Source organism: Enterobacter sp. BIGb0383 (assembly GCF_003751845.1).
GTDB lineage: Bacteria > Pseudomonadota > Gammaproteobacteria > Enterobacterales > Enterobacteriaceae > BIGb0383.
Genome location: NZ_RJKQ01000001.1, coordinates 303,780 through 328,767 on the forward strand (window position 1 = coordinate 303,780; position 24,988 = coordinate 328,767).

At 55.2% G+C, this 24,988-nt stretch carries 27 protein-coding genes; 11 read left to right on the forward strand and 16 right to left on the reverse strand.

Features of this window, described 5'->3' with window-relative positions:
- Positions 1 to 4: 4 nt before the first annotated feature.
- The 5 genes from EDF81_RS01480 to EDF81_RS01500 all read right to left on the reverse strand — a co-directional run bounded on the left by EDF81_RS01480 (position 5) and on the right by EDF81_RS01500 (position 5,220).
- Positions 5 to 277 (reverse strand): EutN/CcmL family microcompartment protein, encoded by a 273-nt coding sequence (locus EDF81_RS01480; protein ID WP_123345587.1) that lies wholly within the window; start codon positions 275 to 277, stop codon positions 5 to 7.
- Positions 259 to 948 (reverse strand): flavoprotein, encoded by a 690-nt coding sequence (locus tag EDF81_RS01485; RefSeq protein ID WP_123345589.1) that lies wholly within the window; start codon positions 946 to 948, stop codon positions 259 to 261. Before EDF81_RS01485 ends, EDF81_RS01480 begins: the two co-directional genes overlap by 19 nt.
- A complete protein-coding gene (gene pduL / locus EDF81_RS01490; RefSeq protein WP_123345590.1) occupies positions 941 to 1,624 on the reverse strand; it encodes a phosphate propanoyltransferase in 684 nt (227 codons plus the stop codon). The genes EDF81_RS01485 and pduL overlap by 8 nt, the downstream gene beginning before the upstream one ends.
- A 34-nt stretch (positions 1,625 to 1,658) precedes the next feature.
- Complete coding sequence (locus EDF81_RS01495) at positions 1,659 to 2,774, reverse strand: 1-propanol dehydrogenase PduQ (protein ID WP_123345592.1); 1,116 nt, start codon at positions 2,772 to 2,774, stop codon at positions 1,659 to 1,661.
- A 157-nt stretch (positions 2,775 to 2,931) separates the two neighbouring features.
- Positions 2,932 to 5,220, reverse strand: a complete 2,289-nt coding sequence (locus EDF81_RS01500) for an FdhF/YdeP family oxidoreductase (RefSeq protein ID WP_123345594.1) — start codon at positions 5,218 to 5,220, stop codon at positions 2,932 to 2,934.
- A 287-nt stretch (positions 5,221 to 5,507) separates the two neighbouring features.
- Here EDF81_RS01500 and EDF81_RS01505 point away from each other — a divergent pair, with 287 nt between their 5' ends.
- Positions 5,508 to 5,765 (forward strand): DUF1471 domain-containing protein, encoded by a 258-nt coding sequence (locus EDF81_RS01505; RefSeq protein ID WP_123345596.1) that lies wholly within the window; start codon positions 5,508 to 5,510, stop codon positions 5,763 to 5,765.
- Positions 5,766 to 5,810: 45 nt separating this feature from the next.
- Here EDF81_RS01505 and EDF81_RS01510 read toward each other — a convergent pair whose 3' ends face one another.
- From EDF81_RS01510 to EDF81_RS01520, 3 genes are all read right to left on the reverse strand, one after another.
- Positions 5,811 to 6,200 (reverse strand): DoxX family membrane protein, encoded by a 390-nt coding sequence (locus EDF81_RS01510; RefSeq protein ID WP_123345597.1) that lies wholly within the window; start codon positions 6,198 to 6,200, stop codon positions 5,811 to 5,813.
- A gap of 132 nt (positions 6,201 to 6,332) precedes the next feature.
- Positions 6,333 to 7,721: a heavy metal sensor histidine kinase gene (locus EDF81_RS01515; RefSeq protein ID WP_260232637.1), complete on the reverse strand. Its 1,389-nt coding sequence runs from the start codon at positions 7,719 to 7,721 to the stop codon at positions 6,333 to 6,335.
- Positions 7,711 to 8,409: a heavy metal response regulator transcription factor gene (locus EDF81_RS01520; RefSeq protein ID WP_123345599.1), complete on the reverse strand. Its 699-nt coding sequence runs from the start codon at positions 8,407 to 8,409 to the stop codon at positions 7,711 to 7,713. The genes EDF81_RS01515 and EDF81_RS01520 overlap by 11 nt, the downstream gene beginning before the upstream one ends.
- A 186-nt stretch (positions 8,410 to 8,595) precedes the next feature.
- Between EDF81_RS01520 and EDF81_RS01525 the strand changes: the two genes are divergently transcribed.
- Together EDF81_RS01525 and EDF81_RS23855 are read left to right on the forward strand one after the other, a co-directional pair.
- Positions 8,596 to 9,384 carry a DUF3750 domain-containing protein gene (locus EDF81_RS01525; protein ID WP_123345601.1) on the forward strand — a complete coding sequence of 263 codons (789 nt, stop codon included), beginning with the start codon at positions 8,596 to 8,598 and terminating at the stop codon, positions 9,382 to 9,384.
- A 238-nt stretch (positions 9,385 to 9,622) separates the two neighbouring features.
- Positions 9,623 to 10,231: a hypothetical protein gene (locus EDF81_RS23855; protein ID WP_148049894.1), complete on the forward strand. Its 609-nt coding sequence runs from the start codon at positions 9,623 to 9,625 to the stop codon at positions 10,229 to 10,231.
- 254 nt (positions 10,232 to 10,485) lie between these two features.
- Here EDF81_RS23855 and ychF read toward each other — a convergent pair whose 3' ends face one another.
- Positions 10,486 to 11,580: a redox-regulated ATPase YchF gene (ychF, locus tag EDF81_RS01535; protein WP_123345604.1), complete on the reverse strand. Its 1,095-nt coding sequence runs from the start codon at positions 11,578 to 11,580 to the stop codon at positions 10,486 to 10,488.
- Positions 11,581 to 11,707: 127 nt separating this feature from the next.
- Positions 11,708 to 12,292: an aminoacyl-tRNA hydrolase gene (gene pth / locus EDF81_RS01540; protein ID WP_123345606.1), complete on the reverse strand. Its 585-nt coding sequence runs from the start codon at positions 12,290 to 12,292 to the stop codon at positions 11,708 to 11,710.
- Positions 12,293 to 12,565: 273 nt separating this feature from the next.
- Here pth and ychH point away from each other — a divergent pair, with 273 nt between their 5' ends.
- Positions 12,566 to 12,841 carry a stress-induced protein YchH gene (gene ychH / locus EDF81_RS01545; RefSeq protein ID WP_123345608.1) on the forward strand — a complete coding sequence of 92 codons (276 nt, stop codon included), beginning with the start codon at positions 12,566 to 12,568 and terminating at the stop codon, positions 12,839 to 12,841.
- A 52-nt stretch (positions 12,842 to 12,893) separates the two neighbouring features.
- Here ychH and EDF81_RS23860 read toward each other — a convergent pair whose 3' ends face one another.
- Together EDF81_RS23860 and EDF81_RS01550 are read right to left on the reverse strand one after the other, a co-directional pair.
- Positions 12,894 to 13,154: a hypothetical protein gene (locus EDF81_RS23860; RefSeq protein ID WP_148049895.1), complete on the reverse strand. Its 261-nt coding sequence runs from the start codon at positions 13,152 to 13,154 to the stop codon at positions 12,894 to 12,896.
- A gap of 45 nt (positions 13,155 to 13,199) precedes the next feature.
- Complete coding sequence (locus tag EDF81_RS01550) at positions 13,200 to 13,853, reverse strand: hypothetical protein (RefSeq protein ID WP_123345610.1); 654 nt, start codon at positions 13,851 to 13,853, stop codon at positions 13,200 to 13,202.
- A 144-nt stretch (positions 13,854 to 13,997) separates the two neighbouring features.
- Here EDF81_RS01550 and EDF81_RS01555 point away from each other — a divergent pair, with 144 nt between their 5' ends.
- On the forward strand, positions 13,998 to 15,056 hold the full coding sequence (locus EDF81_RS01555; protein WP_123345612.1) for a MerR family transcriptional regulator: 1,059 nt from the start codon (positions 13,998 to 14,000) through the stop codon (positions 15,054 to 15,056).
- Here the strand turns inward: EDF81_RS01555 and dauA are convergent.
- The 4 genes from dauA to lolB all read right to left on the reverse strand — a co-directional run bounded on the left by dauA (position 15,042) and on the right by lolB (position 19,402).
- On the reverse strand, positions 15,042 to 16,724 hold the full coding sequence (gene dauA, locus EDF81_RS01560) for a C4-dicarboxylic acid transporter DauA (protein ID WP_260232638.1): 1,683 nt from the start codon (positions 16,722 to 16,724) through the stop codon (positions 15,042 to 15,044). The two genes, EDF81_RS01555 and dauA, sit on opposite strands and share 15 nt — an antisense overlap.
- A gap of 119 nt (positions 16,725 to 16,843) precedes the next feature.
- Entirely contained in the window at positions 16,844 to 17,791 is a 948-nt protein-coding gene (gene prs / locus EDF81_RS01565) for a ribose-phosphate diphosphokinase (protein WP_058648973.1), read from the reverse strand.
- 151 nt (positions 17,792 to 17,942) lie between these two features.
- Positions 17,943 to 18,791, reverse strand: coding sequence for a 4-(cytidine 5'-diphospho)-2-C-methyl-D-erythritol kinase (gene ispE / locus EDF81_RS01570; RefSeq protein WP_184999479.1), 849 nt, complete (start codon positions 18,789 to 18,791; stop codon positions 17,943 to 17,945).
- On the reverse strand, positions 18,791 to 19,402 hold the full coding sequence (gene lolB / locus EDF81_RS01575; RefSeq protein ID WP_123345616.1) for a lipoprotein insertase outer membrane protein LolB: 612 nt from the start codon (positions 19,400 to 19,402) through the stop codon (positions 18,791 to 18,793). The genes ispE and lolB overlap by 1 nt, the downstream gene beginning before the upstream one ends.
- 199 nt (positions 19,403 to 19,601) lie before the next feature.
- Between lolB and hemA the strand changes: the two genes are divergently transcribed.
- From hemA to kdsA, 6 genes are read left to right on the forward strand one after another with little or no spacing between them, the layout of a single operon-like run.
- The gene (hemA, locus tag EDF81_RS01580; RefSeq protein WP_123345618.1) at positions 19,602 to 20,858 is read left to right on the forward strand and encodes a glutamyl-tRNA reductase; all 1,257 of its coding nucleotides are present in this window, start codon (positions 19,602 to 19,604) and stop codon (positions 20,856 to 20,858) included.
- A gap of 40 nt (positions 20,859 to 20,898) precedes the next feature.
- Positions 20,899 to 21,981: a peptide chain release factor 1 gene (gene prfA / locus EDF81_RS01585; protein WP_123345620.1), complete on the forward strand. Its 1,083-nt coding sequence runs from the start codon at positions 20,899 to 20,901 to the stop codon at positions 21,979 to 21,981.
- Entirely contained in the window at positions 21,981 to 22,826 is an 846-nt protein-coding gene (gene prmC, locus EDF81_RS01590; RefSeq protein ID WP_123345621.1) for a peptide chain release factor N(5)-glutamine methyltransferase, read from the forward strand. The genes prfA and prmC overlap by 1 nt, the downstream gene beginning before the upstream one ends.
- The gene (sirB2, locus tag EDF81_RS01595) at positions 22,826 to 23,215 is read left to right on the forward strand and encodes an invasion regulator SirB2 (protein ID WP_123345623.1); all 390 of its coding nucleotides are present in this window, start codon (positions 22,826 to 22,828) and stop codon (positions 23,213 to 23,215) included. The genes prmC and sirB2 overlap by 1 nt, the downstream gene beginning before the upstream one ends.
- A 3-nt stretch (positions 23,216 to 23,218) precedes the next feature.
- Positions 23,219 to 24,028 carry an invasion regulator SirB1 gene (sirB1, locus tag EDF81_RS01600; protein WP_123345625.1) on the forward strand — a complete coding sequence of 270 codons (810 nt, stop codon included), beginning with the start codon at positions 23,219 to 23,221 and terminating at the stop codon, positions 24,026 to 24,028.
- A gap of 35 nt (positions 24,029 to 24,063) precedes the next feature.
- Positions 24,064 to 24,918, forward strand: a complete 855-nt coding sequence (gene kdsA, locus EDF81_RS01605) for a 3-deoxy-8-phosphooctulonate synthase (protein ID WP_123345627.1) — start codon at positions 24,064 to 24,066, stop codon at positions 24,916 to 24,918.
- Positions 24,919 to 24,988: the final 70 nt, after the last annotated feature.

Here is a 24,988-nt window from a genome sequence, read left to right on the forward strand (position 1 = left end):
TGGCTCACTGACCGTGGAGGTCAAGGGAATCAACGATGCCGACCACGGCGGCATCAATAACGGAGTGCTCCTTGCTGGTGCTCATCCGCGCCGAACTGCCGGTGGTAATCAGGACCGTCTCGCCGTTGCCCGCGCCGACAAAATCGACCGCAACCTGCGCCGTTCCCGTTGGCTGATAGTGTTCATCCAGGCGGGCGACAATCAGCAGTTTTGCGCCGTTGAGCGAGACGTGTTTGGTGGTGGAGACCAGTGCTCCGGTCACTTTTGCCAGATACATATTTCCCCCCGGGAAGCGATAAGTTCGATGCCGCGAGTCCGGAATTCATCCCGGGCGGCGGGCGTAACCAGCGTGTGGCGACCAATATGAACCGGCTCCCCGGCGGGGAGCTGTCGCGCATCGCTGAGCGTAATCAGTTTTGCTGTCTTCTCCTGACCGATAACCGTGATGCCATAGGTGGTCAGGGTTGCGGCATACTCTGCGAGACGCGCCTGAAGCGCCGCTGGAAGTACAGGATGAGTCAGCGTGACGACAATGGGTTTCTGCTGACTCAGCGCGTGGAAGGCCCAGCGGGAGACGAGGTTGTCGCCTATCCCCAGGGCGATTTTGCTCAGGCTATTGGTCGAGAGGGCCGGAAGATAGAGCTGACAGTATGTATCGGACTCCGGTCCGGCGTTGTCGCACAGCGCATGAATCTGACGCACGGCAAGGCCGTCCAGACAGGCCGCCTGCAGCGATGAGTGACAGGCGCTGTGGGAAAACGCCAGCCGCAGAAGATAGCCGCTGCGGTGGAGCGCGGTAAGGCAGGTCAGCGTGGTGGTCAGGGTCGACAGGTCCTCGCCGCTGATGACCACCTGGATCGTCCGGCGTGCCAGCAGGGCAGGGATCAGCGCATCCAGGAAATCGGACAGGCGCTCCCGACTTGTCAGCCTGTTTCCCCGATCAGCCATAATGATATTCCGCGACCACGCGCCTGACGCAGTCGCCATTGCGCAGGCCAAAGCCGTTCGCCTCTTCGACATCAATATGCATTTCCAGCACGGCGTCAGCGCTGACGCGGACCAGCACATGACTGAGGATCCCGCCGCGATAGCCGTTAATGCGCACATCAATCTCCATACCATCGCGCAGGGCAAACCGCTCCGCGTCGGACGGGGAGATATGAATATGCCGCCAGGCGACAATCGCCCCGTCGGATTTCATTACCCGCCCGCGTGGTCCGATTATTTCGATCCCCGGCGAATCCTGTAAATCCCCTGACATCCGCACCGGGGCTTTGACGCCCAGCACAAAGCTGTCCGCGACGGAGATCTCAATCTGGGTTGCGCTGCGCAGGGGACCGAGCACCCGAACCCGCTGCAGCTCGCCTTTAGGCCCGCGCAGGATCACGGTCTCTTCTGCGGCGTACTGGCCGGGCTGCTTAACGGCCTTCATCCGCGTGAGGGTGGCACCGTACCCGAACAGCGCATCCATATCTTCCCGACTTAAATGCACGTGGCGATTGGAGATGCCGACCGGAATATCCAGCGTCTGAGCGACGCTGGACGCCGGGCGCGTGTCCCGCTCCGCCAGCTCCTGGAGGATCTGGCGGGTGATCAATTCGGCTTGCTGCTGGTTGTCATTCATAACGTCAACGACCTGAAATAAGAGTGAATAAGGTTTATCCGGCGATACGGGTCAATAGCCCGTCGACATCAGCGGGAACGGGTTCATAGGGGTTGGTTGCCGTGCAGCCGTCGGCCAGCGCCGCCGCCGTCAGCGAGGCGCGTAATGACGTGAAATGCGCCATATCGGTGCCCAGTTCCTTCAGGGTGGCGGGGATAGCAAAACGGCGATTAAGATCGCGGATGCCGCTGACCAGTGCATCGAGCGTTTGCTGCGGCGTGGCGGCCCGGATCCCCATAATGGCGGCGCAGGTCAGATAGCGGGTCGCGGCACGGGGCGAACGTTCAGCATTGTGCTCAATCACCAGCGGCAGCAGCATGGCGTTAATTTTGCCGTGCGGAATATGCAGCATGCCGCCGATAGCGTGCGCCATACCGTGTACCAGCCCGAGACCGGCGGAATTAAATGCCATCCCGGCCATGCAGGAGGCATTGTGCATATGGCTGCGCGCCTGAAGGTTTTTCTCGTCGCGGAACACCTCGGGCAGGCTGCGCCAGGTGAGGGCAATGGCTTTTTCTGCCAGCGCATCGCTGAAGTCGTTGGCGTCGGTAGAAACCAGCGCCTCAATGGCATGGGTCAGCACATCCATGCCCGTATCGACGGCCACCTGCAGGGGAACGGAGAGCACAAGATGCGGGTCGAGAATGGCGCAGTCGGGGACCAGTTCATCGGCAATCAGCGGATATTTACGCCCGTTTTGCGGGTCGGAAATAATGGCATAGGCGGTCACTTCTGACCCGGAGCCGCTGGTGGTCGGGATGGCGATAAGCTCGATGGCGTGACCGGGGAAAAACTCTTCCAGCGTCACTTTTATCCCTTTTGCCGCATCCAGCGACGAGCCGCCACCCAGCGCGATAATGACCTCCGGTCGGAACGTTTTAAACTGCGCTGCCCCGGCCTGGAGTACCTCGACGCTTGGATCGGGTTTGACGTCGCTAAAAATAGAGACGGCGGCCTGCGGCATCTCGTTGATCAGGTAGCGGGTTTTGCCGGAGGTTGCCATAAAGTTGTCGGTCACAATCCCGACCTTTTTATGGTTCAGCCGACGCAGGGTATGGATTGCTTCCTCGCCAAAATAGACGTCAGGAATGGAAAAAAAAGAGCTCGCCATCTTTTGACTACCTTATCCCTAAAAGAGATTTCATGGTGTCATGGACGAGACGGGAAGCCGCTAGCGAAGCTTGTGCTGTGACAGGATTATGTTGCTGTGGTGGTGAATCGGCAGACAAAAAAGTGCAGTGCGCCGACGCCAGGCGTCGGCGCGAGGGTTACAGCGCCCGGATCTCTTTTGAGCGCAGGGTGATATTGATGGGCACGGATTTATAGGAGGGCGTGCCGCTCTCTTTATCCAGATAATCCAGCGGTACCAGCACGTTAGCCTCTGGATAGTAGGCCCCGACGGTGCCAGAGGCGATGCTGTAGGCCACCACCGTAATATCGTCCAGACGCAGCGTGCTGCCCGGCAGGGCGGTGGTGATATCCACGCGATCCCCGTGCTCCAGACCCAGCTGCGCCATATCGCCCTCGTTCATAAACAGAATATCGCGGCGACCAAAGACGCCGCGATAGCGGTCGTCCATGGCATAAATGGTGGTGTTGTACTGGTCATGACTGCGTAAGGTGACCAGCCTCAGGGTCTCGTCACCCACGCCTTTGGCGTTCTCATCGACGCCCTCAAACAGGGAGAACATGGCCTTACCCGTCGGCGTCGGCCAGATACGCTCCGTCGGCGGCAGCGGCATCCGAAAACCGCCCGGCGTTCTGATACGCTCGTTGTAGTTCTCAAAGCCGGGAAGGGTTTTTTCGATCAGATCGCGGATTAAATCGTAATCCGTAACCAGCTCCAGCCAGTTGACTTTGCTGTTTGTCAGCGTCGCTTTTGCCATCCCGGCCACAATTGCCGGCTCTGAAAGCAGCTCGCGGGAGGCGGGTTTCAGCTTACCGGCGGAGGCGTGGACCATCGACATGGAGTCTTCCACGGTGATCGACTGCTTACCGCTCTGCTGCATATCCAGTTCGGTCCGGCCCAGACAGGGGAAAATAAAGGTCTCTTTGCCGGTCAGCAGATGGGTACGGTTCAGCTTGGTACCGACATGAACGCAGAGATCCAGACTGCGCATCGCCTGGAAAACGCGCTCGTGCTCCGGCATGGCGACCGCGAAGTTGCCGCCGAGGCAGAGCAGGGCTTTCGACTGGCCGTTAATCATGGCCTGGGTAGTCTGGACCGCGTCGTGCCCGTGTTTTGACGGCGGGACAAAGCCGAACACCTCTTCAAGCCGGGACAAGAACGCAGCGGAAGGTTTCTCGGTAATGCCGACGGTGCGGTTGCCCTGCACGTTAGAATGCCCGCGCAGAGGGCAAATCCCCGCCCCGGACTTGCCAATATTGCCGCGCATTAGCAGCAGGTCGGCAATCAGGCGCACGTTTGAGGTGCCCTTATTATGCTGAGTGATCCCCATCCCGTAGGTAATAATAGTGGCGTTGGATTTGGCGTAGGCCCGTGCTACCTGCTCCAGGTCGTGCCTGGATAAACCCGATTCGCGCTCGATAGCGTCCCATTCGGTCGCGTGAATATCTGCGGCAAAGGCGTCAAAACCCTGGGTATGGGCGGCAATAAACTCCCGATCCAGCACGTCGCCGCGCGCGGTTTCAAACTGCAGCAAATGTTTGGCGATCCCTTTCAGCGCGGCGGCGTCTCCGCCCGCCTTGACCTGAAAATAGGTTGAGGCGATATCCGTCGAACCGTAGGTCGCCATCTCAACCACGCTTTGCGGATCGGCAAAGCGTTCCAGGGCTCTTTCGCGCATCGGGTTCAGAACAATAATCGGCACCCCGCGACGGGCCAGCTCGTGCAGCGTCCCCATCATGCGCGGGTGGTTGGTTCCCGGGTTATGACCGATCGAAATCACCAGCTCCGTATTATCGAAATCCTCCAGCGAGACGGTGCCTTTCCCGATACCAATTGAGCGCGGCAGCCCCACGCTGGTGGCTTCGTGGCACATATTGGAACAGTCGGGGAAGTTATTGGTGCCCAACTCGCGGGCAAACAGCTGGAACAGATATGCTGCTTCATTGGAGGCGCGACCGGAGGTATAGAACTCCACCGCATCGGCAGGTAGCGTGCGCAGCACCTCGCCTATACGGGCAAACGCCTGCTCCCACGCGATTGGGCGAAAGGTATCGCTCTGCGGATGATACTGGAGGGGATGGGTAAGGCGTCCGTAGCCCTCCAGCTCGAAATCGCTTTTTGCCAGCAGCGACGTCACGGTATTCTCCGAAAAAAACGTCGGCGTCACTCGCTTATTGGTCGCTTCCCAGGTCACCGCTTTGGCGCCGTTCTCGCAGAACTGAAATGTGGACTTATGCTCTTTATCCGGCCATGCGCAGCCCGGACAGTCAAAACCATCCGGCTGGTTGGTGCGCAGCAGCGTTGCCGGCGCTTCGAACGTATCCATCTGCGTACGCACGGCAATCGCCGTGGCTTTTAAGGCTCCCCATCCGCCAGCGGGACCGTCATAGTGTCTGATCCCGGGAACTGAACGTCGTTTGTTATGCATTGGAACTCCTGCTGTGCGGGGGTGAAACGGTTGTAGCTTACCTTAGGCGATATTGTTTCATATCGACCTAACGAAATCATAACAATTATTTATCATTTGGAGCTTAAACGGGAGGTCACTGAAGCGGTTTTTTGCCACCTCAATATTCATGAACTGTCGGGTAATGTAAAAAACTGTGCCTGACAAAGTTGTTATTAATGTGTCAGTTTCTGGTCAGGGTTGGCAGGGTATTATTCATCCCGTAGAGGACATATTGAACAATAAATTAAATTACGTGGAGAATAAGTATGAAAAAGATCGCTAACGTTGTTGTCGGACTGTCTATTTCTTGTGCCATTGCTTTCAGCGCGATGGCCGCTGAACCGGTTAAAAGTGAGGCCGGACTGGTAAGGATGGGAATGATTTCCGTATCGAATGCCGGTACGCTATCCGATCTCGAGTCGCAAATTAAAGAAAAAGCGGAACAGCAAAATGCCAGCTACTATAAAATTGTCTCTGCGCGTGGCGGTGAATATTTCTACGGCAATGCCATTCTGTTTAAATAATAACTGGCCAATTAAAAAAGGGCACCTTAATGGTGCCCTTTTTCATTACTTAGCGTCTTTAAGGTTATCCCGACTGTAGAGATAGAAACTCAACAGCCCCGCGCAGATGCTCATGTTCTTGGTAAACTGCACGATCTGCGAAACCTGCTGTGCGCCGCTGGCCGCCCAAAACTGGTGAAACATGACGCTGGTCAGGAACACATAGAGGATCCACAGAAGAGAGGTCTCTTTAATTTTATAGCCGCTAATAAAAGCAATGCTGCCACCGATTTCGATAATAATAGCGGCAATAATCATCAGGCGGCCGATTAAGCTATCACCAAAAGGTGTCTTTAGTACATTGTCGGTAAAATTAAATAATTTTCCTGTGCCGCTGTATAAAAAAAGTGGTGTGATTAATATACGTGCAATAATCATGATAGTCCGCGTATCCATAATCTGATCCTTATCTATTCGGTTGGATGAAAGTATGCAGGTTTGCGCGGCTATTATATAATTGAGATGCTGACGGAAAGGTTACGATATTCTGTCTTTCCTGTCAGGAGGCTGGATATGAATGCGTGAGGTTTATTTTCTCAGCATGAGCGTAAAGCCAAAGGTATTCACGCCGTTGAGGCTGGTGACAAAGGTTTCACCTCCGTGCATATGGGCAACCGCTTTAACAATTGATAGCCCGAGGCCATGATTGGTAACACTTTGCGTTCGTGAGTTATCAACGCGATAAAAGCGCTCAAAGAGCCGCTCCAGATGGTGCTGCTCAATCGGATCGCCGTAATTTCGCACTTCAACCCTTGCCTGCTCTTCATTGCTGGCCAGGGTGACAACCACCTGACTGTCTTCATAAGCATATCGGGCGCTGTTTTCTAACAGGTTAGCCAGAGAGCGGGTAAAGAGTCTTTTATCCACGCAGGCAGTGACATCTCCGTCGATGGTCAGCCTCAGATTACGGTCGGTGAAAGAGGGTTCGGTATAGTCAGCGGTTTTGAGCGCTTCGTCGCGCAGCGAGACTTCGGTTAAATTCGGGGCGTGCTTGCCCGTGTGGGCGTGTGACAAGAACAGCATATCGTTGACGATTGATGCCATACGGTCCACTTCCTCCAGATTGGAGGCGAGACACTCTTCCAGCTCGGCGTTTGTCCTTTTACGTGAGAGGGCAAGCTGCGTTTGTCCGGTGATACTGGCTAACGGGGTTCTCAGTTCATGGGCGACATCGGCATTGAAGCTTTCAAGCTGAGTCCAGGCTTTTTCCTGACGGGCCAGCACGCCATTAAAGGCTTCGGCCAGGCCACGTAATTCCTGAGGTAACGCGGATGAATTTAATCGCTGACCGTCGACGCCGGGCGCCAGTTTATGCGCCTGCTGGCTTAATTGCTCAAGCGGCTGCATCCCTTTGCGGGAAATAATAAAGCCCAGAAACGTGACGAACAGAATGCCAAAGGTGGTAATAAAGACCAGTATCCGCGTGAACTCATTCAGGGTACCCATATAAGGTGTGGAATCGATAGCAACGATAAAATGCAGCGGCGTCTGGCTATCTTTGTACTGAATGGTTTTGGTCAGGATAAACAGCGGACACTCGCCCCGATGATCCCTGTCGATGCGGCTAAAGCCATCCTCCAGGGCCGCGAGATTGAGCTCGCTGGGGGGAACGCCGCCAATCTGATACGCCGGATTATCGCTCAGAACCCAGTATCTGACGCGTCCGCCTTCCGAGTTCGCCAGATTCAGCAGTTTGACTTTCAGCTTCTGCCAGCCCGCCTCGCTATGCTCCGCATTAATTAACGGCTCCATAAGCGAGTAGCGGAACTGGAGTTCGTTATACATTTGCTTATGCAGTGACTCACGCAAAGTGACCCTCAGGCACAGGGCGTAGGCCAGCGCGATGCAGAACGTGACAATCGCAAAGGTCAATGCCAGCTTGTGGGATATCGATTTTTTGAACAATTTAATGGGCATTTTCGCCATCTTCTTCGCGAGATTCCAGAACGTATCCCATGCCTCTGACCGTGTGCAGCAGCTTCTCCGTAAACGGAGTATCCATTTTTGTGCGTAAACGCTTTATCGCCACTTCGACAATATTGGCATCGCTTTCAAAATTCATATCCCAGACCTGCTCGGCGATCATCATTTTGGACAGGACTTCTCCCTGATGCCTTGCCAGAAGGCTCAGCAAAGCAAACTCCTTTTGCGTCAGGTCGATTCGGACACCGTTGCGATGCACTTTGCGGGCCAGCAAATCGAGCTGCAGGTTATGGATCTGGATCTGTGAAATATCCGCGCCATCGGTCGGACGACGGCGGAGCAGGGCCTGGATTCTGGCAACCAGCTCGATCAGTGAAAAGGGTTTGGTAAGGTAATCATCTGCACCCAGCCGCAGGCCCTTAACGCGTTCGTCCAGGGAACCGCGTGCCGAGAGCATTAATACCGGCGTCTGCTTACTTTTCCGGAGATGGGCAATAACAGAATAGCCATCCATCGTGGGCAGCATTATATCAAGGATAATGGCGTCGTAATCGAGTTCCGTTGCCAGGAACAGCCCTTCGCGTCCGTCTGCGGAAATATCGACGTTGTAACCCTGTTCTCTGAGGGCGGTGTTAATGTAGGAAGAGATTTTTTCTTCATCTTCGATTAACAGAAGTTTCATCTCTTTGCTCGCTTTCTGTCCTGGTTCAGGCGGGCATTATAAAGGTTTGTGCCTGACAGAAGTCTTGCCGCTGGCTGACAAATTTGTAAGCAATTGGCATAGCGGCACTGGTGATATATTGCTGCACAGAAAAACGGCAGTACAATAGCGCGTCGTCTGAACACTCCACCCTAACTGCAGGCTGTCATGATCTCGTTAAAAACCTTTTGTCTGACTTTTTTTGGTTTTGTTCTTCTCGCTTTTGTTGCCAGTTTTGCCCTCGCCATGTATCAGCGCGATTCGCGCGAGCAGGAGGGCTGGTGGGCCGCGCGGCGTGATTCTGCCAGAATCGCACCCGATCCCCGTAAAAACGCCGATCTGGCGATTGTGCAGGTCTACGCCGCACCGACCTGGGGCTGGAAAGGCGTGGTGGCTGTGCATCCGTGGATTATTTTTAAACGTGCCGGTGAAAAGCGCTATACCCGCTATGAAGTGATTAGCTGGGGCAGCGGAGATAAGGTCCGTCGAAACAGCAATGAGCCGGACGGCTACTGGTACGGCGCAAAGCCTCGTCTGCTGGTGGAGCATCGGGGAAAAGAGGCCGAAGCGATGATCCCGCAAATTCAGGCCGCTATCGGCTCCTATCCGTGGCCGGACACCTACCACGCCTGGCCGGGTCCCAACAGCAATACCTTTATCGCCCATATTGGCCGCGAAGTGCCTGCGCTTAAGCTCGATATGCCTGCCAATGCGGTGGGGAAAGATTATCGCTCCCTGCGTAATCCGATTGGGCTGCCGCCTTCCGGACGAGGGGTACAGGTCTCCGTGCTTGGCGTGGCTGGCGTCACGGTTGGGGCGGAAGAAGGTTTCGAGATTAACCTTCTGGGGCTGAATCTGGGGGTGGGCTTTGCGCCGCTGCGGTTAAGGCTGCCTTTTGTGGGTGGGGTGGGTGGGGGGAATTTGCAGAAGGGTGCGGCAGTGAAGGATAGAGGGTAAGATCTACACATTAAGTTTGCTGAACTTTGTAGCGAGTTAAATGATTACATTTTTTTTGCAATTTTATATCATGCATTTTGATTTTTTGTGTAAAAAAGATCTGAGTTTTAATTAATGTCAATCACCTTGATGGCCTCACGTTGTGAGGCTATAATAACCACTTGATTTACTTGAAGTCACCGTTCTATATATTATAACTGGAAAAATATATTCCGCATCCGTGCCCTCAGGAGGGGTTTTGAAAAAGTCAGCAAAAACCATAAGGAATACTTGGGTTGGTATTGCTACAATCATAAGCTGTGTAGTAGCCGTTGTGACCTTTTTTTCTCCTTCAGCAGAGGATAGTCGAGAACCTTCCGTCAGTTTTTCTGGGGTTACTGGAGATAATAACACTCAGATAGGGAGTGTTTATGGACCAGTCACAATTAATAATTCAAATGCTGATGTGAACCATAGTGTTTCAGAAGTAACTGAAAGAATTGACTATAATATATATAGAGGGGTGACTGAAGCATTCATTGTTTATAATAAAGATGGTTTACTCGGAATGCAGGGGATTGTTGATGAGTGTTATTCCGTGGTTAGCAAAAAATCAGATATGGGTGAGGTTGAACGTTGTTTTTCAATGGATTTGGCGGCTCACTACTGGGATGAGTCTGTAGCTGATTTCGCAAATTTCCCTCGGTATGAGTACTTTTCAGAAGAAAATATATTCAAGCGACTAGAGAGCGCCTTTCGCAAGCAAGGTTCATCGAGAGACTACTGGGAGAACTTTGTCTTTAAAATTTGGATTCCACAAATCCAAGCACAATTTGATGAAACAATAGACAAAAATGCCCCTCGTTAATAAAGAGTCAATTCACAAAAAACAATTTTTATTTTGGTGCAATGATATTCTTCTTTTCTTGCTATCCTATGTTGGGTTGAATATGAGTCGAAATAAGACTTCCATTGAGCACTTTTTATTATGTTTATTTCTTTGTCTGAAGCTATTTCAGAACTATATTCCAGTCGATAATGAAAAAACCTTAAAACTCATAGGGTTAGTTGAGTTTTAAGGTTCTAATTAGTCATTTCGCAATCAGTCGGCTATGGATACTATTAGACGTTAAACAAGAAGTTCATCACATCGCCATCTTTAACGATATAGTCTTTCCCTTCTGCACGCATCTTACCGGCTTCTTTGGCACCCTGTTCACCTTTAAAGGTGACAAAGTCTTCGTAGCTGATGGTCTGGGCGCGGATAAAGCCTTTTTCGAAGTCGGTATGGATTTTACCGGCCGCCTGCGGGGCGGTCGCGCCAACAGGGATGGTCCAGGCGCGAACTTCTTTTACACCGGCGGTGAAGTAGGTCTGCAGGTTCAGCAGCTCGTAACCGGCGCGGATCACGCGGTTCAGGCCCGGCTCTTCGATACCCAGCTCGGCCATAAACTCTTCACGGTCGGCATCGTCCAGTTCGGCGATATCGGATTCAACCGCGGCGCAGACGGCAACCACAACTGAGCCTTCAGCGGCAGCGATTTCGCGCACTTTATCGAGGTACGGGTTATTTTCAAAACCGTCTTCGTTCACGTTAGCGATATACATGGTTGGTTTCAGCGTCAGGAAGCTGAGGTATTTGATCGCCGCTTTGTCTTCTTCTGTCAGGTTTTTCAGCGCACGCAGCATGCCCGCGTTTTCCAGCTGTGGCAGACATTTTTCCAGCGCAGCTTGTTCAGCTTTGGCGTCTTTGTCACCACCTTTGGCTTTTTTCTGCACGCGGTGCAGGGCGCGTTCACAGGTGTCGAGGTCAGACAGCGCCAGTTCGGTATTGATGACGTCGATATCGTCAGCCGGGTCCACTTTGTTATTTACGTGGATGATATTGTCGTTCTCAAAGCAGCGCACCACGTGGCCGATCGCTTCGGTTTCACGAATGTTGGTCAGGAACTGGTTACCCAGGCCTTCACCTTTAGAAGCGCCTTTTACCAGACCGGCGATATCAACGAATTCCATGGTGGTCGGCAGGATGCGCTGAGGCTTAACGATTTCAGCCAGCTTATCCAGGCGCGGGTCCGGCATCGGCACGACACCGGTGTTCGGCTCGATGGTACAGAACGGGAAGTTGGCCGCTTCGATACCGGCTTTGGTGAGCGCGTTGAACAGGGTGGATTTGCCGACGTTAGGCAGACCGACGATACCGCATTTGAATCCCATGAGTTAAATCACCTTAATATCTTGATAATCAACCCGTTACATTGAACGGATTGCAGAAAAGTTCGTCATTAAGCCTATTATACACGTAACCGTCACAGGGCGCGGCAAAAAAGCGGCCGCCGGTGGGTTACTGCGCCTTAAAGGTGTGCAGACGGCTGGTCGCTTTGGCAAGGCCGTCTTTCAGCCAGACTTCGGTACAGCGCGCCGCTTCGTCTACGGCATCGTCAATTAGCTTCTGTTCGGAGACCGGCGGTTTACCCAGCACAAAACCGACAACTTTGTTTTTATCGCCCGGATGGCCGATTCCCACGCGTAAACGGTGAAAGTTGGGGTTATTGCCCAGCTTGCTGATGATATCTTTCAGGCCGTTATGGCCGCCGTGACCGCCGCCGAGCTTAAATTTCGCGACGCCGGGCGGCAGATCCAGTTCATCGTGCGCCACCAGAATTTCATCGGGATTAATACGATAGAAAGTCGCAAGGGCGGCAACGGCTTTGCCGCTCAGGTTCATAAAGGTGGTTGGCACCAGCAGACGCACATCTTCACCGGCAAGATTAATGCGGGCGGTATAGCCGAAGAATTTTGGCTCTTCACGAAGCGGTGCGCGAAAGCGTTCGGCCAGCAGGTCGACATACCAGGCACCGGCGTTATGGCGCGTCGCGGCGTATTCTGCGCCGGGATTGGCGAGGCCGACAATCAGTTTAATGGTCACGTTTCTTTCCTGGGGGAGAGAGTTCAGGCGCGTAGTTTACGTTGTCGTGACGCGGTTGACAAAGTGCAGGGCGCAGAGCGGCTGAAAATCCAATAATTAGCATGATCAACTATTTTAATTTCATGTAATTCAGGGGATTAAATGTAAAGTTATGTTGCCTCGTTGTGCGTAATTGTGATCGCCTGCGCAATAGCGAAAAGTGCGATTGTCTATACTTTACACATCATAATTTGGGATACGTCTCGTACAACCCATAAGTTCCGGAGGTGACAGATGAAACGCAAAAACGCTTCGTTACTCGGTAACGTGCTGATGGGATTGGGATTAGTCGTTATGATCGGTGGTGTAGGCTACTCGATTTTAAATCAGCTTCCGCAGTTTGCTCTGCCTGAATATTTTGCCCACGGCGCGGTGATGAGTATCTTTGTTGGTGCCGTACTCTGGCTTGCCGGTGCGCGTATCGGTGGCCGTGAGCAGGTCTGTGACCGCTACTGGTGGATCCGCCACTACGATAAACGCTGCCAGCGCGGGCACCAGAAACACAGTTAACCACTGCTGTATTTTACCAATGCCAGCCGTGCTGGCATTGGTTTACAGCATTTTATTCCGGCTGTTGAAGTCGTACTGAGCCGATAGCTTCGTACACCGGATGGCTTTGTCTTTTAATGTTCTGCATTGATACGGTCAGCATGGAAAGCATTTCATCCAGAGATGCCGTGATTTTCATTCCTGGCGGAGTGAGTCGGTCAATCTCGGCAGATGATATTATCTTTTCCGTTGCCGATTCGTCTTCTGCCTGACGGCACAGTCTGAGAGCATAAGATTTCGGGCGCTCAGAACCCATCCTTGTTGTGTTACCCATGATATTGCCTCCCGCGTGATCATTTGAGTTTGCATTATTGCTTAATTAGTAATCGTCTTCAATACGCGTACTCGTACCCGATAACACGCTATATAGCCCGGCGGCATCGTGGTAAAGAATCTCTCTGGCACCCTCTGTCAGGTCAATAAAACCGTACTGGCGCATATAATATGTCGCTACGCGATTGTTAACGGGCGCGATTAAACGCAGCCCGCGACATTCTGTTATGGCCATAAAAATCGCTACGACATATAACGTGAATCTGAATGTATTCCCGTCAAGTATGGAATCCTGCAGGCGGAAGTTTTGCAGCATTTCCAGGTTGAGTAACGCCGGAACAGCTTCGGTTGGCTCACAGAACTGACAGATACAGGCTGCGGCAGGTAACCGGCTGTGTTCAGTGGTTTTAAAACTGAACGCAAAAACGCAGGGATCGTACAATGTTCGGCCACATTGGTCCCACGGTAACCGTCGGTCATCGGGCTGGAAACGTTGAAGTGCAATACACCAGTCCAGATCGATTTTGTTAAGCGTTTGAACATGAAGGTCGAGATCACCCCGCATAAACAGCGTGTTCGCACTGGATAGTGCAATTTTTGCGGCTTTACTTACACCCGTTCCGTTTGGCATCTCCATCCCTCCCTGGGATTTCATGCCAGCAGTTTTGCTAAAGCCGTCTGACAGAGCAACCTTCAGCACGCCATCTATCGAGGCTCATTCCATAACACGCATCGCGATTAAAATTACTGCGTACCCGCACGCATTTTCCTTTGCATCCCCGCTTGACCCTCACGTAACGTAAGGCTCCAGAGTGACGCCACTGGCAACGGAAAAGGAGCAGCCATGTTAATTCAGGTCGGAGAGCTGGCGAAGCGGGCGGGGATCACCGTGCGCACGCTGCATCATTATGAACAGACCGGACTGCTGCTGCCCAGCGCCAGAAGTACTGCGGGTTACCGCTTATATAATCTCGCGGATGTCCAGCGCCTGCATACGATCCAGGCGCTGGCAAAGGCGGGAATGGAACTGGCCGCAATCAGGGACCTGCTGGCGCAGCAGACCCTGCCGTTAGGAGAGATCCTCGATGTGCAGATCGCCATGCTGGATAAACAGCTGCGTGCGATCGGTACCTTGCGCTTCCAACTATGCCAGCTTAAAGAGGGGCTAACGGCAGGGGATACGCCGGATCTCGAGTCCTGGTTGCAGACTCTGGAGTTAATGAATATGTACGATCGCTGGTTTACGAAAGAAGAGTTGGAGCAGCTGCCTTTTGCCCTGCAGCGCGAGCCGCTGGCTGAGGTATGGAACGGGCTGCTTACAGAGGTGAATACGCTGATGGCACAGCGCGTTGCCGCTGATGATATACGAGCGATGAATCTGGCGACCCGCTGGATGGAACGCCTGGAGCAGGATACGGCAGGCAGACCGGAGTTTTTAACCCGTCTGAATGAGATGCACAGCGCCGAAGCGCAGATGCGGGAGCAGACCGGCATCACTGAAGCGATAACGAACTATATCACCCGGGCGTTTGCCGAGAGCAAGATGGCTATCTGGGACAACTATCTGAACCCGCAGGAGATGGCGTTTGCCCGCGTGCACTATTTTGACCGGCTGATGGAGTGGCCGCCGCTGGTGGCGAAGCTGCATCAGGCCTGCCGGGACGGACTCAGTCCTGCGGATGAAGAGGGACAGGCGCTGGTTGCACACTGGCAGAGGCTTTTTGAATCTTATGCCGGAACCGATCCGCTGACTCACGCTAAATTCCGTCAGGCGATGCAGGAACATCCGCATTTGCTGAAGGGAACCTGGATGACGCCCGAGGTGCTGCAGTGGCTGCAGCAGGGGATTGGAGAGCGGATGCGAGCGCGGGCGATCGCATCCGGTCGGTCACAGGTCGGCTAACGCCGCCTCTTTGTTGGGGAAGAAGGCGAGACGGCCCGCAATCGGCTGCACGTTAGCGCGTGCCAGGGTGCGCAGGGGCTGAAACTCCAGGTTGCTGACTCGCAGTTCACAGCCTTCCGGTAGCTGTTTCACAAAGCGCTGGAAGGCATCAAGGCCACCGGCATCGAGAACCGGGACCGCATCCCACTTCAGGACCACAATCCGCTTACCGGCGGCGCGTACCGCCAGGTCGCTGAACAGCCCTTCGGCGGCAGCGAAAAACAGCGGACCAATCACCCGCAGTACCAGCACGTCGTCCGGTACGCTGACGTTAACCGGTGCCAGACGCGTCATGCGCGCGATACGTCGCATAAACAGCAGCGACGCCAGTACAATCCCGACGCTGATGGCGATCACCATATCAAACAGCACGGTCAGGGACATGCACAGCAGCATCACGATAATGTCGTCTTTCGGTCCGTGCCGCAGAAGGTCGATCACCTTATGCGCCTCGCTCATATTCCACGCCACCATCAGCAGCAGCGCGGCCATGGCCGAAAGCGGCAGCCAGGAGAGCAGCGGAGCAAGTACCAGCAGGGCGAGGATGACCAGCAGGGCATGAATGATCGCGGCGACCGGCGACGTGGCACCGGCGCGGACGTTAGCCGCCGAGCGCGCAATAGCGGCGGTGGCGGTGATCCCGCCGAAGAACGGCGCGATGATATTGCCCATTCCCTGGCCGATCAGCTCGCTATTGGCTTTATGTTTGGTTCCGGTCATCCCGTCCAGCACCACCGCGCAGAGCAGGGATTCAATGGCACCGAGCATCGCCATAGAAAAAGCGGCGGGCAGCAGGGCGCGCAGACTGTCCCAGCTCAACGTAAAGCTGGAGCCGGGCATGTCCCAGGGCAGCACCAGCTGCGGCAGAAGCTGCGGGATCCCGTGACCTGTCGTGCCATCGGCCAGCAGATACTGGAAGCGGGAGCCGATAGTGGCGACCTCGCCTCCGGCAATATTGACGACAACCATGACGGCACAACCGGCCAGCAGGGCGGGCAGATGTCCGGGCAGACGAATGCCAAGGCGGGGCCAGAGGATCAGCGTCCCGAGCGTCACAATGCCGATAGCGGCATCGCCGATATTCAGCGTCGGCAGCGCCATTGTCAGCGCTGAGACCTTCGCCAGATAGTGTTCCGGAACCTGCGCCAGCTCCAGACCGAAAAAGTCCTTCACCTGCATGGTGGCGATAGTGATCCCAATCCCCGAGGTAAAACCGAGGGTCACTGAGAGGGGGATATACTCAATTAAGCGGCCAAAACGGGCCAGCCCGAACAGGATCAGGAAAACGCCGGACATCAGTGTCGCCACCAGCAGCCCCGCGAGGCCGAATTGTTGCGAGACGGGATAGAGGATCACCACAAAGGCGGCGGTCGGGCCGGAGACGCTAAAGCGCGAGCCGCCGCTTAGCGCAATCACAATCCCGGCGACGGCGGCGGTATAGAGGCCGTACTGCGGGGCAACGCCGCTGCCAATAGCCAGCGCCATCGCCAGTGGAATAGCGATAATGCCGACGGTTATCCCTGCAATCAGGTCGCGAGTAAAACGGGCAAGGGTATATTGCTCTTTCCAGCAGGCGTCAATAATGGCGCGGAAAGGCATCACATCAGAAAGACCGGTTAGTTTCAGCATAATGTTTCATCCGTGAGAGCATCATCTGTCATCTCAATGGCAGGTGATGAAACATAAATCATACAAATATATTCAGCGATAAAAAAACCCGCCGAAGCGGGTTTTCGTGCCGGGCTCGATTAATGCTCGAACATAGCAGAGATGGATTCTTCGTTGCTGATACGACGAATCGCTTCGGCCAGCATGCCGGAGAGCGTCAGGGTGCGGACGTTCGGCAGGGCTTTGATTTCATCCGTTAACGGAATGGTATCGCACACCACCACTTCGTCGATCACGGAGTTGCGCAGGTTGTTCACCGCGTTACCGGAGAAGATCGGGTGGGTCGCATAGGCGAAGACACGCTTCGCGCCGCGTTCTTTCAGCGCTTCTGCTGCTTTGCACAGGGTGCCACCGGTATCGATCATATCGTCAACCAGTACGCAGTCGCGACCGGCAACGTCACCTATAATGTGCATCACCTGAGAAACGTTCGCACGCGGGCGACGCTTGTCGATGATAGCCATATCGGTATCGTTGAGCAGTTTGGCGATAGCGCGGGCGCGAACAACGCCGCCGATATCCGGAGAAACCACAATCGGGTTGTCCAGGTTCAGCTGCAGCATATCTTCCAGCAGGATCGGGCTACCGAAGACGTTGTCTACCGGTACATCGAAGAAGCCCTGGATCTGCTCGGCGTGCAGGTCAACGGTCAGAACGCGGTCAACGCCGACGCTTGACAGGAAATCGGCAACCACTTTGGCGGTAATCGGCACACGAGCGGAGCGCACGCGGCGGTCCTGACGGGCGTAACCAAAGTAGGGGATTACCGCAGTGATACGGCCTGCGGAAGCACGGCGCAGGGCATCAACCATCACAACCAGTTCCATCAGGTTGTCGTTGGTCGGGGCACAAGTGGACTGGATGATGAAAATATCACCACCGCGTACATTTTCGTTAATTTGTACGCTGACTTCGCCGTCGCTAAAGCGACCTACGGCGGCGTCGCCGAGGGAAGTGTACAGGCGGTTGGCAATACGTTGTGCTAGTTCCGGTGTGGCGTTACCAGCAAAAAGCTTCATATCAGGCACGAGAAGAACCTCAGGCATGCGTCCAGTGGTGGACAGGAACCGCCATTGCAAGCGGGTGGGCGGGATCCTGACCAGGCGGTGTATTAAAGAGCGCGATGCAACGTCTGGAACAAGGTGACGTTGTCACCGGAGCTCAGCTTCCCCGGATTACTCAGAGAGTGGCCTGCTTTAGCGGCGAGAGGTTTACACCTCGCGCAATAAAACCGTGCAGCCATTCCGGGGCTTGCTCCAGCACCTGACGAGCAGCGGATTCGCTGTCAAATTCAGCAAAAAGACAGGCTCCTGTGCCAGTCAGGCGTGACGGCGCGTATTCTAACAGCCAGGAAAGCGCCGCATCAACCTCGCGAAAACGTTTTCTTGCGATAACCTCGCAATCATTGCTGAATTCACATTTTAGTAACGTTTCAATTGACCTGATCGGGGTATTTCTGGGCAGGTCGGGATCCTGGAATATCAGCGGGGTCGGAATACTGACCCCGGGATGCACCACCAGATACCATTTTTCCTGCGGGGAAACCGGGGTCAGGATCTCACCAACGCCTTCGGCAAAGGCCGCGTGCCCGCGAACAAACACCGGCACATCCGCCCCAAGCGTCAGGCCGATAGTCGCCAGCTCGTCTTCCGTAAGATTGCAGCCCCAAAGCTGATTCAGGGCCACCAGGGTGGTGGCCGCATTGGATGACCCGCCGCCAAGACCGCCTCCCATTGGCAGACGCTTTTCCACGCCGATATCGGCACCGCTGCCGGCGGGCAGGCGACCGCTTGCCTGCGCGGCCTGCATCAGTTTACGGGCGGCGCGGATAATCAGGTTATCCTCATCCGCCACGCCTTCGATGGGCGTCAGCAGACGCAGCTGGCCGTCCTGACGCGGCGTAATAGAAAGGGTGTCGCCGTAATCGAGAAACTGAAACAGGGTCTGCAGATTATGGTAACCGTCGGCGCGGCGACCGGTAATATACAAAAACAGGTTCAGCTTTGCCGGTGAGGGCCAGTGGGTAATCATTTGACGATCCAGTTGTCCATTTTCAGCTTGATGCGCTGGCTGCCTTCTTTCAGCTCCATGCTGGAAGGGAGGGCCGGGGTCGTTTTACTGTCATAGCCGCCGTAGGTCACCGTCCAGTTTTTACCGTCCTGGGCATAGCGAATTTCGCTCAGGCGATATTGATCATCCAGCTTATAGTCGGTGGCGTCGCCCGGCAGGCCGAGGATCCACTGGCGCAGGCTGTTAAGCGGAATCGGCATCCCGGTCAGCTTGCCAAGCATCTCTTCGGCGTCCTCAGCGGTATAACGCTGGCCTTTATTATCGATCAGCACCGCTGCGCCCGGTTCGGCGTTCAGCTCCAGCTCGGTACTGCCGAGCGGGTTGGTCAGCAGCAGGCGATAGCGATCGGCGCCGGTTTGCTGCCAGAAGAAGCGGGCATAGACCTTCTGCTCATCGGATAAAAACGCAAAGGCTCCACGGGTCTGGTATTGAGTGAGGTTGCGCACGTCCTGTTGATGCTGGCGCCACTGCGGCGCATCGGGGCTTTTGCCCGGGCCTTTAGGCGCGTTCAGGGTACAGGCGGTCAGGATCAGGCTGGCCAGCGGCAGCAGGCGAATCAATCGGGTCATAGTGATGACAAATCCTTGATAGGTAAGACGGGCTTAGCTGTAATGCTAGCCGCCTGCGGCAGTGGCGTCTACGGTCAAATTATCCTGGATCAAAAAACACCTGGTACTCCAAAAGGGGGCATTCTCTTTTATTGCACCATCCCATCCTGTATGATGCGCTCAGACTAACCTTATCAACGCTGGTACTATTCCCGCACTCATGACCCTTTTAGCGCTTGGCATCAACCATAAAACGGCTCCCGTTTCCCTGCGAGAACGCGTTGCGTTTGCGCCGGAAACTCTCGACCGTGCGCTTGAAAGCCTGCTTGACCAGCCCATGGTGCAGGGCGGCGTGGTCCTGTCGACCTGTAACCGTACCGAGCTCTATCTCAGCGTTGAGCAGCAGGATAATATCCATGATGGTCTGATCCGCTGGCTGTGCGATTACCACAACCTGAAAGAAGACGAGCTGCGCAACAGCCTGTACTGGCATCAGGATAACGACGCCGTCAGCCACCTGATGCGCGTCGCCAGCGGCCTGGATTCGTTGGTTCTGGGTGAGCCGCAGATCCTCGGCCAGGTGAAAAAAGCCTTTGCCGATTCCCAGCGCGGCCATCTTAAAGCCAGCGAGCTGGAGCGTCTGTTCCAGAAATCCTTCTCCGTTGCCAAACGCGTGCGTACTGAAACCGATATCGGAGCCAGTGCGGTATCCGTGGCCTTTGCGGCCTGCACCCTGGCACGGCAGATCTTTGAATCTCTTTCCACGGTGACCGTCCTGCTGGTCGGTGCCGGGGAGACTATCGAACTGGTGGCGCGTCATCTGCGCCAGCATAGCGTGCGCAAAATGATCATTGCCAACCGTACCCGCGAACGCGCCCAGCTGCTGGCCGATGAGGTCGGTGCGGAAGTGATCGCCCTGAGCGATGTCGATGCGCGTCTGCAGGAGGCTGACATTATTATCAGTTCAACCGCCAGCCCGCTGCCGATCATCGGCAAAGGGATGGTCGAACGGGCGCTGAAGGCCCGTCGCAACCAGCCGATGCTGCTGGTGGATATCGCCGTGCCGCGTGACGTGGAGCCGGACGTGGGTAAACTCGCCAACGCCTATCTCTACAGCGTTGACGATCTGCAAAGCATCATTTCGCACAATCTGGCGCAGCGTAAAGCGGCGGCCGTTGAAGCCGAAACCATTGTTGCCCAGGAAACCAGCGAGTTTATGGCCTGGCTGCGCGCGCAAAGCGTCAGCGAAACCATCCGCGAATACCGTGGACAGGCAGAGCAAACCCGCGATGAACTCACAGCCAAAGCGCTTGCTGCCCTTGCTCAGGGTGGCGATCCGCAAGTCATTATGCGGGATCTGGCCAGGTCACTGACCAACAAACTGATCCACGCACCAACCAAATCACTCCAGCAGGCAGCCCGTAACGGGGATGATGAACGCCTGGATATTCTGCGCAACAGCCTCGGGCTGGAATAGCGCACCACCATATTTTTATTATTAGGGTGCATTTACGCCTATGAAGCCTTCTATTGTTGCCAAACTGGAAGCTCTGTATGAGCGCCACGAAGAAGTCCAGGCGCTGCTTGGCGATGCCGGTACTATTGCTGACCAGGACCGCTTTCGTGCGCTGTCCCGTGAATACGCACAGCTGAGCGATGTGTCACGCTGTTTTACCGACTGGCGACAGATTCAGGACGATATTGAAACCGCGCAGATGATGCTCGACGATCCGGAAATGCGCGAGATGGCGCAGGAAGAGCTGCGCGACGCAAAAGAGAAGGGCGAGCTGCTGGAACAGCAGCTGCAGGTTCTGCTGCTGCCGAAAGATGCAGATGATGAACGCAACGCCTTTGTCGAAGTTCGCGCCGGAACCGGCGGCGACGAAGCGGCGCTGTTTGCCGGAGATCTGTTCCGCATGTACAGCCGCTATGCCGAATCGCGCCGCTGGCGGGTCGAGATAATGAGCGCCAACGAAGGCGAACACGGTGGCTATAAAGAAGTGATCGCCAAAATCAGCGGTGAAGGCGTTCATGGCCGTCTGAAGTTTGAGTCCGGCGGTCATCGCGTTCAGCGCGTCCCGGCGACTGAATCTCAGGGCCGTATCCACACTTCCGCCTGTACCGTGGCGGTTATGCCGGAGCTGCCGGAAGCCGAAATGCCGGATATCAACCCGGCGGACCTGCGCATCGATACCTTCCGCTCCTCGGGTGCGGGCGGTCAGCACGTTAACACCACCGACTCCGCAATCCGTATTACCCACCTGCCGACCGGCATCGTGGTCGAGTGCCAGGACGAACGTTCCCAGCACAAAAACAAAGCCAAAGCGCTGTCGGTGCTCGGGGCGCGTATTCGCGCTGCCGAAGTGGCGAAGCGTCAGCAGGCGGAAGCATCAACCCGCCGTAACCTGCTTGGCACGGGCGATCGCAGCGACCGTAACCGCACCTACAACTTCCCGCAGGGAAGGGTGACCGATCACCGCATTAACCTGACCCTCTACCGTCTGGACGAGGTGATGGAAGGCAAACTGGATATGCTGATCGAACCGATTGTCCAGGAATACCAGGCCGATCAGCTGGCGGCCCTGGCCGAGCAGGATTGATGGAATACCAGCAGTGGCTGCGCCAGACGATTGTTCGCCTGCATGAAAGCGACAGCCCGCGGCGCGATGCTGAAATTCTGCTGGGCTTTGTCACCGGGAAGGCGCGAACCTTTATTCTCGCCTTCGGTGAAACCCTGCTTTTGCCTGAGCAGCAAACGCAGCTCGATACGCTGCTGGCCCGCCGCGAGCGCGGAGAGCCGGTGGCGCATCTTGTCGGGATGCGTGAATTCTGGTCCCTGCCGCTGTTTGTCTCTCCGGCTACTCTGATCCCGCGTCCTGATACGGAATGCCTGGTCGAACAGGCGCTGGCGCGTTTGACCGATACGTCCTGCGCGATCCTCGATCTCGGCACCGGCACCGGTGCGATTGCCCTGGCCCTCGCCAGCGAGCGGCCTGATTGCCAGGTCACCGCCGTAGACCGGGTGGCGGATGCCGTGGCGCTGGCCCGGTGTAATGCCGAGGCGCTGGCTATCGGCAATATCTGCATCGAACAGAGCGACTGGTTTTCCGCTCTGCACGGGCAGCGCTTTAGCCTGATTGTCAGCAATCCTCCCTATATCGACGAACAGGATCCCCATTTAGCCCAGGGCGACGTGCGTTTTGAGCCGAAAAGCGCCCTGGTTGCCGCCGACAGCGGCCTGGCCGATTTGGCGCATATCATCCGCGAAGGGCGTGATTATCTGCTGCCAGGCGGCGTGATGCTGCTGGAGCACGGCTGGCAACAGGGCGAAGCCGTCCGGGCACTCTTTACCCGCGAAGGCTACATCCGCGTGGAAACCTGCGTCGATTATGGCGGCAATGACCGCGTGACCCTTGGGTGGTTGCCTGCACAGGAGAGTGCATAATGCTTTTTCGTGCGCTGATTTATACCCATATCGCCTGCGTGGTGCTGACCATCACCCTGTTTATCGTGCGTTACTGGTGGCGCTATACCGGTAATCCGCGTGCGCAGGCGGGATGGGCACGACGTTTGCCGCATATGGTTGATACGCTGCTGCTGCTCAGCGGCGTGGGGTTAATGTGGGTTTCCCAAAACTTCCCGTTTACAGAGCACGGTACGTGGCTGACGGAAAAGCTGTTTGGCGTTATTATCTACATCGTTTTAGGATTTTTTGCGCTGGGACATCGTGTCCGGCGCAGCCAGCAGGCAGGTTTTATTGCCTTTATGCTGGGGCTGGTGGTGCTGTATATCATCATCAAACTGGCCATAACACATATACCGTTACTGGGGTAAGTCATGAGGTCGTTAGCCAATTTCGAGTTTAACAAAGCGCCGCTGTGCGAAGGAATGGTTCTGGTTTCCGAACTGATCCGCGAAGATTTCCCGGCGCAACGCGTGTATGACGAACTGGAACAGCTGGTTCGCCTCGCGCGGGAAGAAATTTGCCAGGCGTCGTCCCCGGATACTCAGATGGAAGCGTTGCTTGAGCTGTTCTACGGTGAATGGGGTTTTAAAGATAAGCGCGGCGTGTATCGCCTGTCCGATGCCCTGTGGCTCGATCAGGTGCTGAAAAACCGTGAGGGCAGCGCTGTCTCTCTCGGCGCGATCCTGCTGTGGGTCGCCCATCGCCTGGATATTATGCTGGTGCCGGTGATTTTCCCCACCCAGCTGATCCTGCGCACCGAGTCTGAAGAGGGCGAGCTGTGGCTGATCAATCCGTTTAACGGTGATACCCTGGATGAACATACCCTTGAGGTCTGGCTGAAGGGGAATATCAGCCCGGTGGCCGAGCTGTTTAATGAGGATCTCGACGAGGCGGATAACGCCGAGGTGATCCGCAAGCTGCTCGACACCCTGAAATCGTCGCTGATGGAAGAGCGGCAGATGGAGCTGGCCCTGCGCGCCAGCGAAGCGCTGCTGCAGTTTAATCCTGAAGACCCGTATGAGATCCGCGACCGCGGGCTGATTTATGCCCAGCTGGAGTGTGACCACGTGGCGCTGACTGATTTAAGCTACTTTGTTGAACAGTGCCCGGAAGATCCGATCAGCGAGATGATCCGGGCGCAAATCAACTCGATTTCGCATAAACATACTACGTTGCATTAATCCGATTCAAATCTGAACCCTGATAAGGCGATCTTATGAAACAAAAAGTGGTTAGCATTGGCGATATCAACGTCGCGAACGACCTGCCGTTCGTGCTGTTCGGTGGCATGAACGTACTGGAATCCCGCGACCTCGCCATGCGTATCTGCGAACACTACGTGACCGTGACCCAGAAGCTGGGCATCCCGTACGTCTTCAAAGCCTCTTTTGATAAAGCTAACCGTTCCTCTATTCACTCTTACCGTGGCCCGGGCCTGGAAGAGGGGATGAAGATTTTCCAGGAACTGAAGCAGACCTTCGGCGTAAAAATCATCACCGACGTTCACGAAGCCAGCCAGGCGCAGCCGGTTGCCGACGTGGTTGACGTGATCCAGCTTCCGGCATTCCTGGCTCGCCAGACTGACCTGGTTGAAGCGATGGCGAAAACCGGTGCGGTGATTAACGTGAAGAAACCGCAGTTCGTCAGCCCGGGCCAGATGGGGAACATCGTCGATAAGTTCCACGAAGGCGGCAATGATAAAGTGATTCTTTGCGATCGCGGCAGCAACTTCGGCTATGACAACCTGGTCGTGGATATGCTGGGCTTCAGCGTGATGAAAAACGTCACCAACAACTCCCCGGTGATCTTCGACGTGACCCATGCCCTGCAGTGCCGCGACCCGTTTGGTGCTGCATCCGGTGGCCGTCGTGCTCAGGTGGCTGAACTGGCGCGTGCCGGTATGGCAACCGGCCTGGCCGGTCTGTTTATCGAAGCGCATCCGGATCCGGAAAATGCGAAATGCGACGGCCCGTCCGCGCTGCCGCTGGCGAAGCTGGAGCCGTTCCTGCGTCAGATTAAAGCGATTGATGACCTGGTGAAAAACTTTGAAGAGCTGAATACCGAAGCGTAATCACGCGTAAGGTTGGACCAGAAAGGAAAATCCCCCGCTGATGAAGTCGGGGGATTTTTTTACCCGTAGC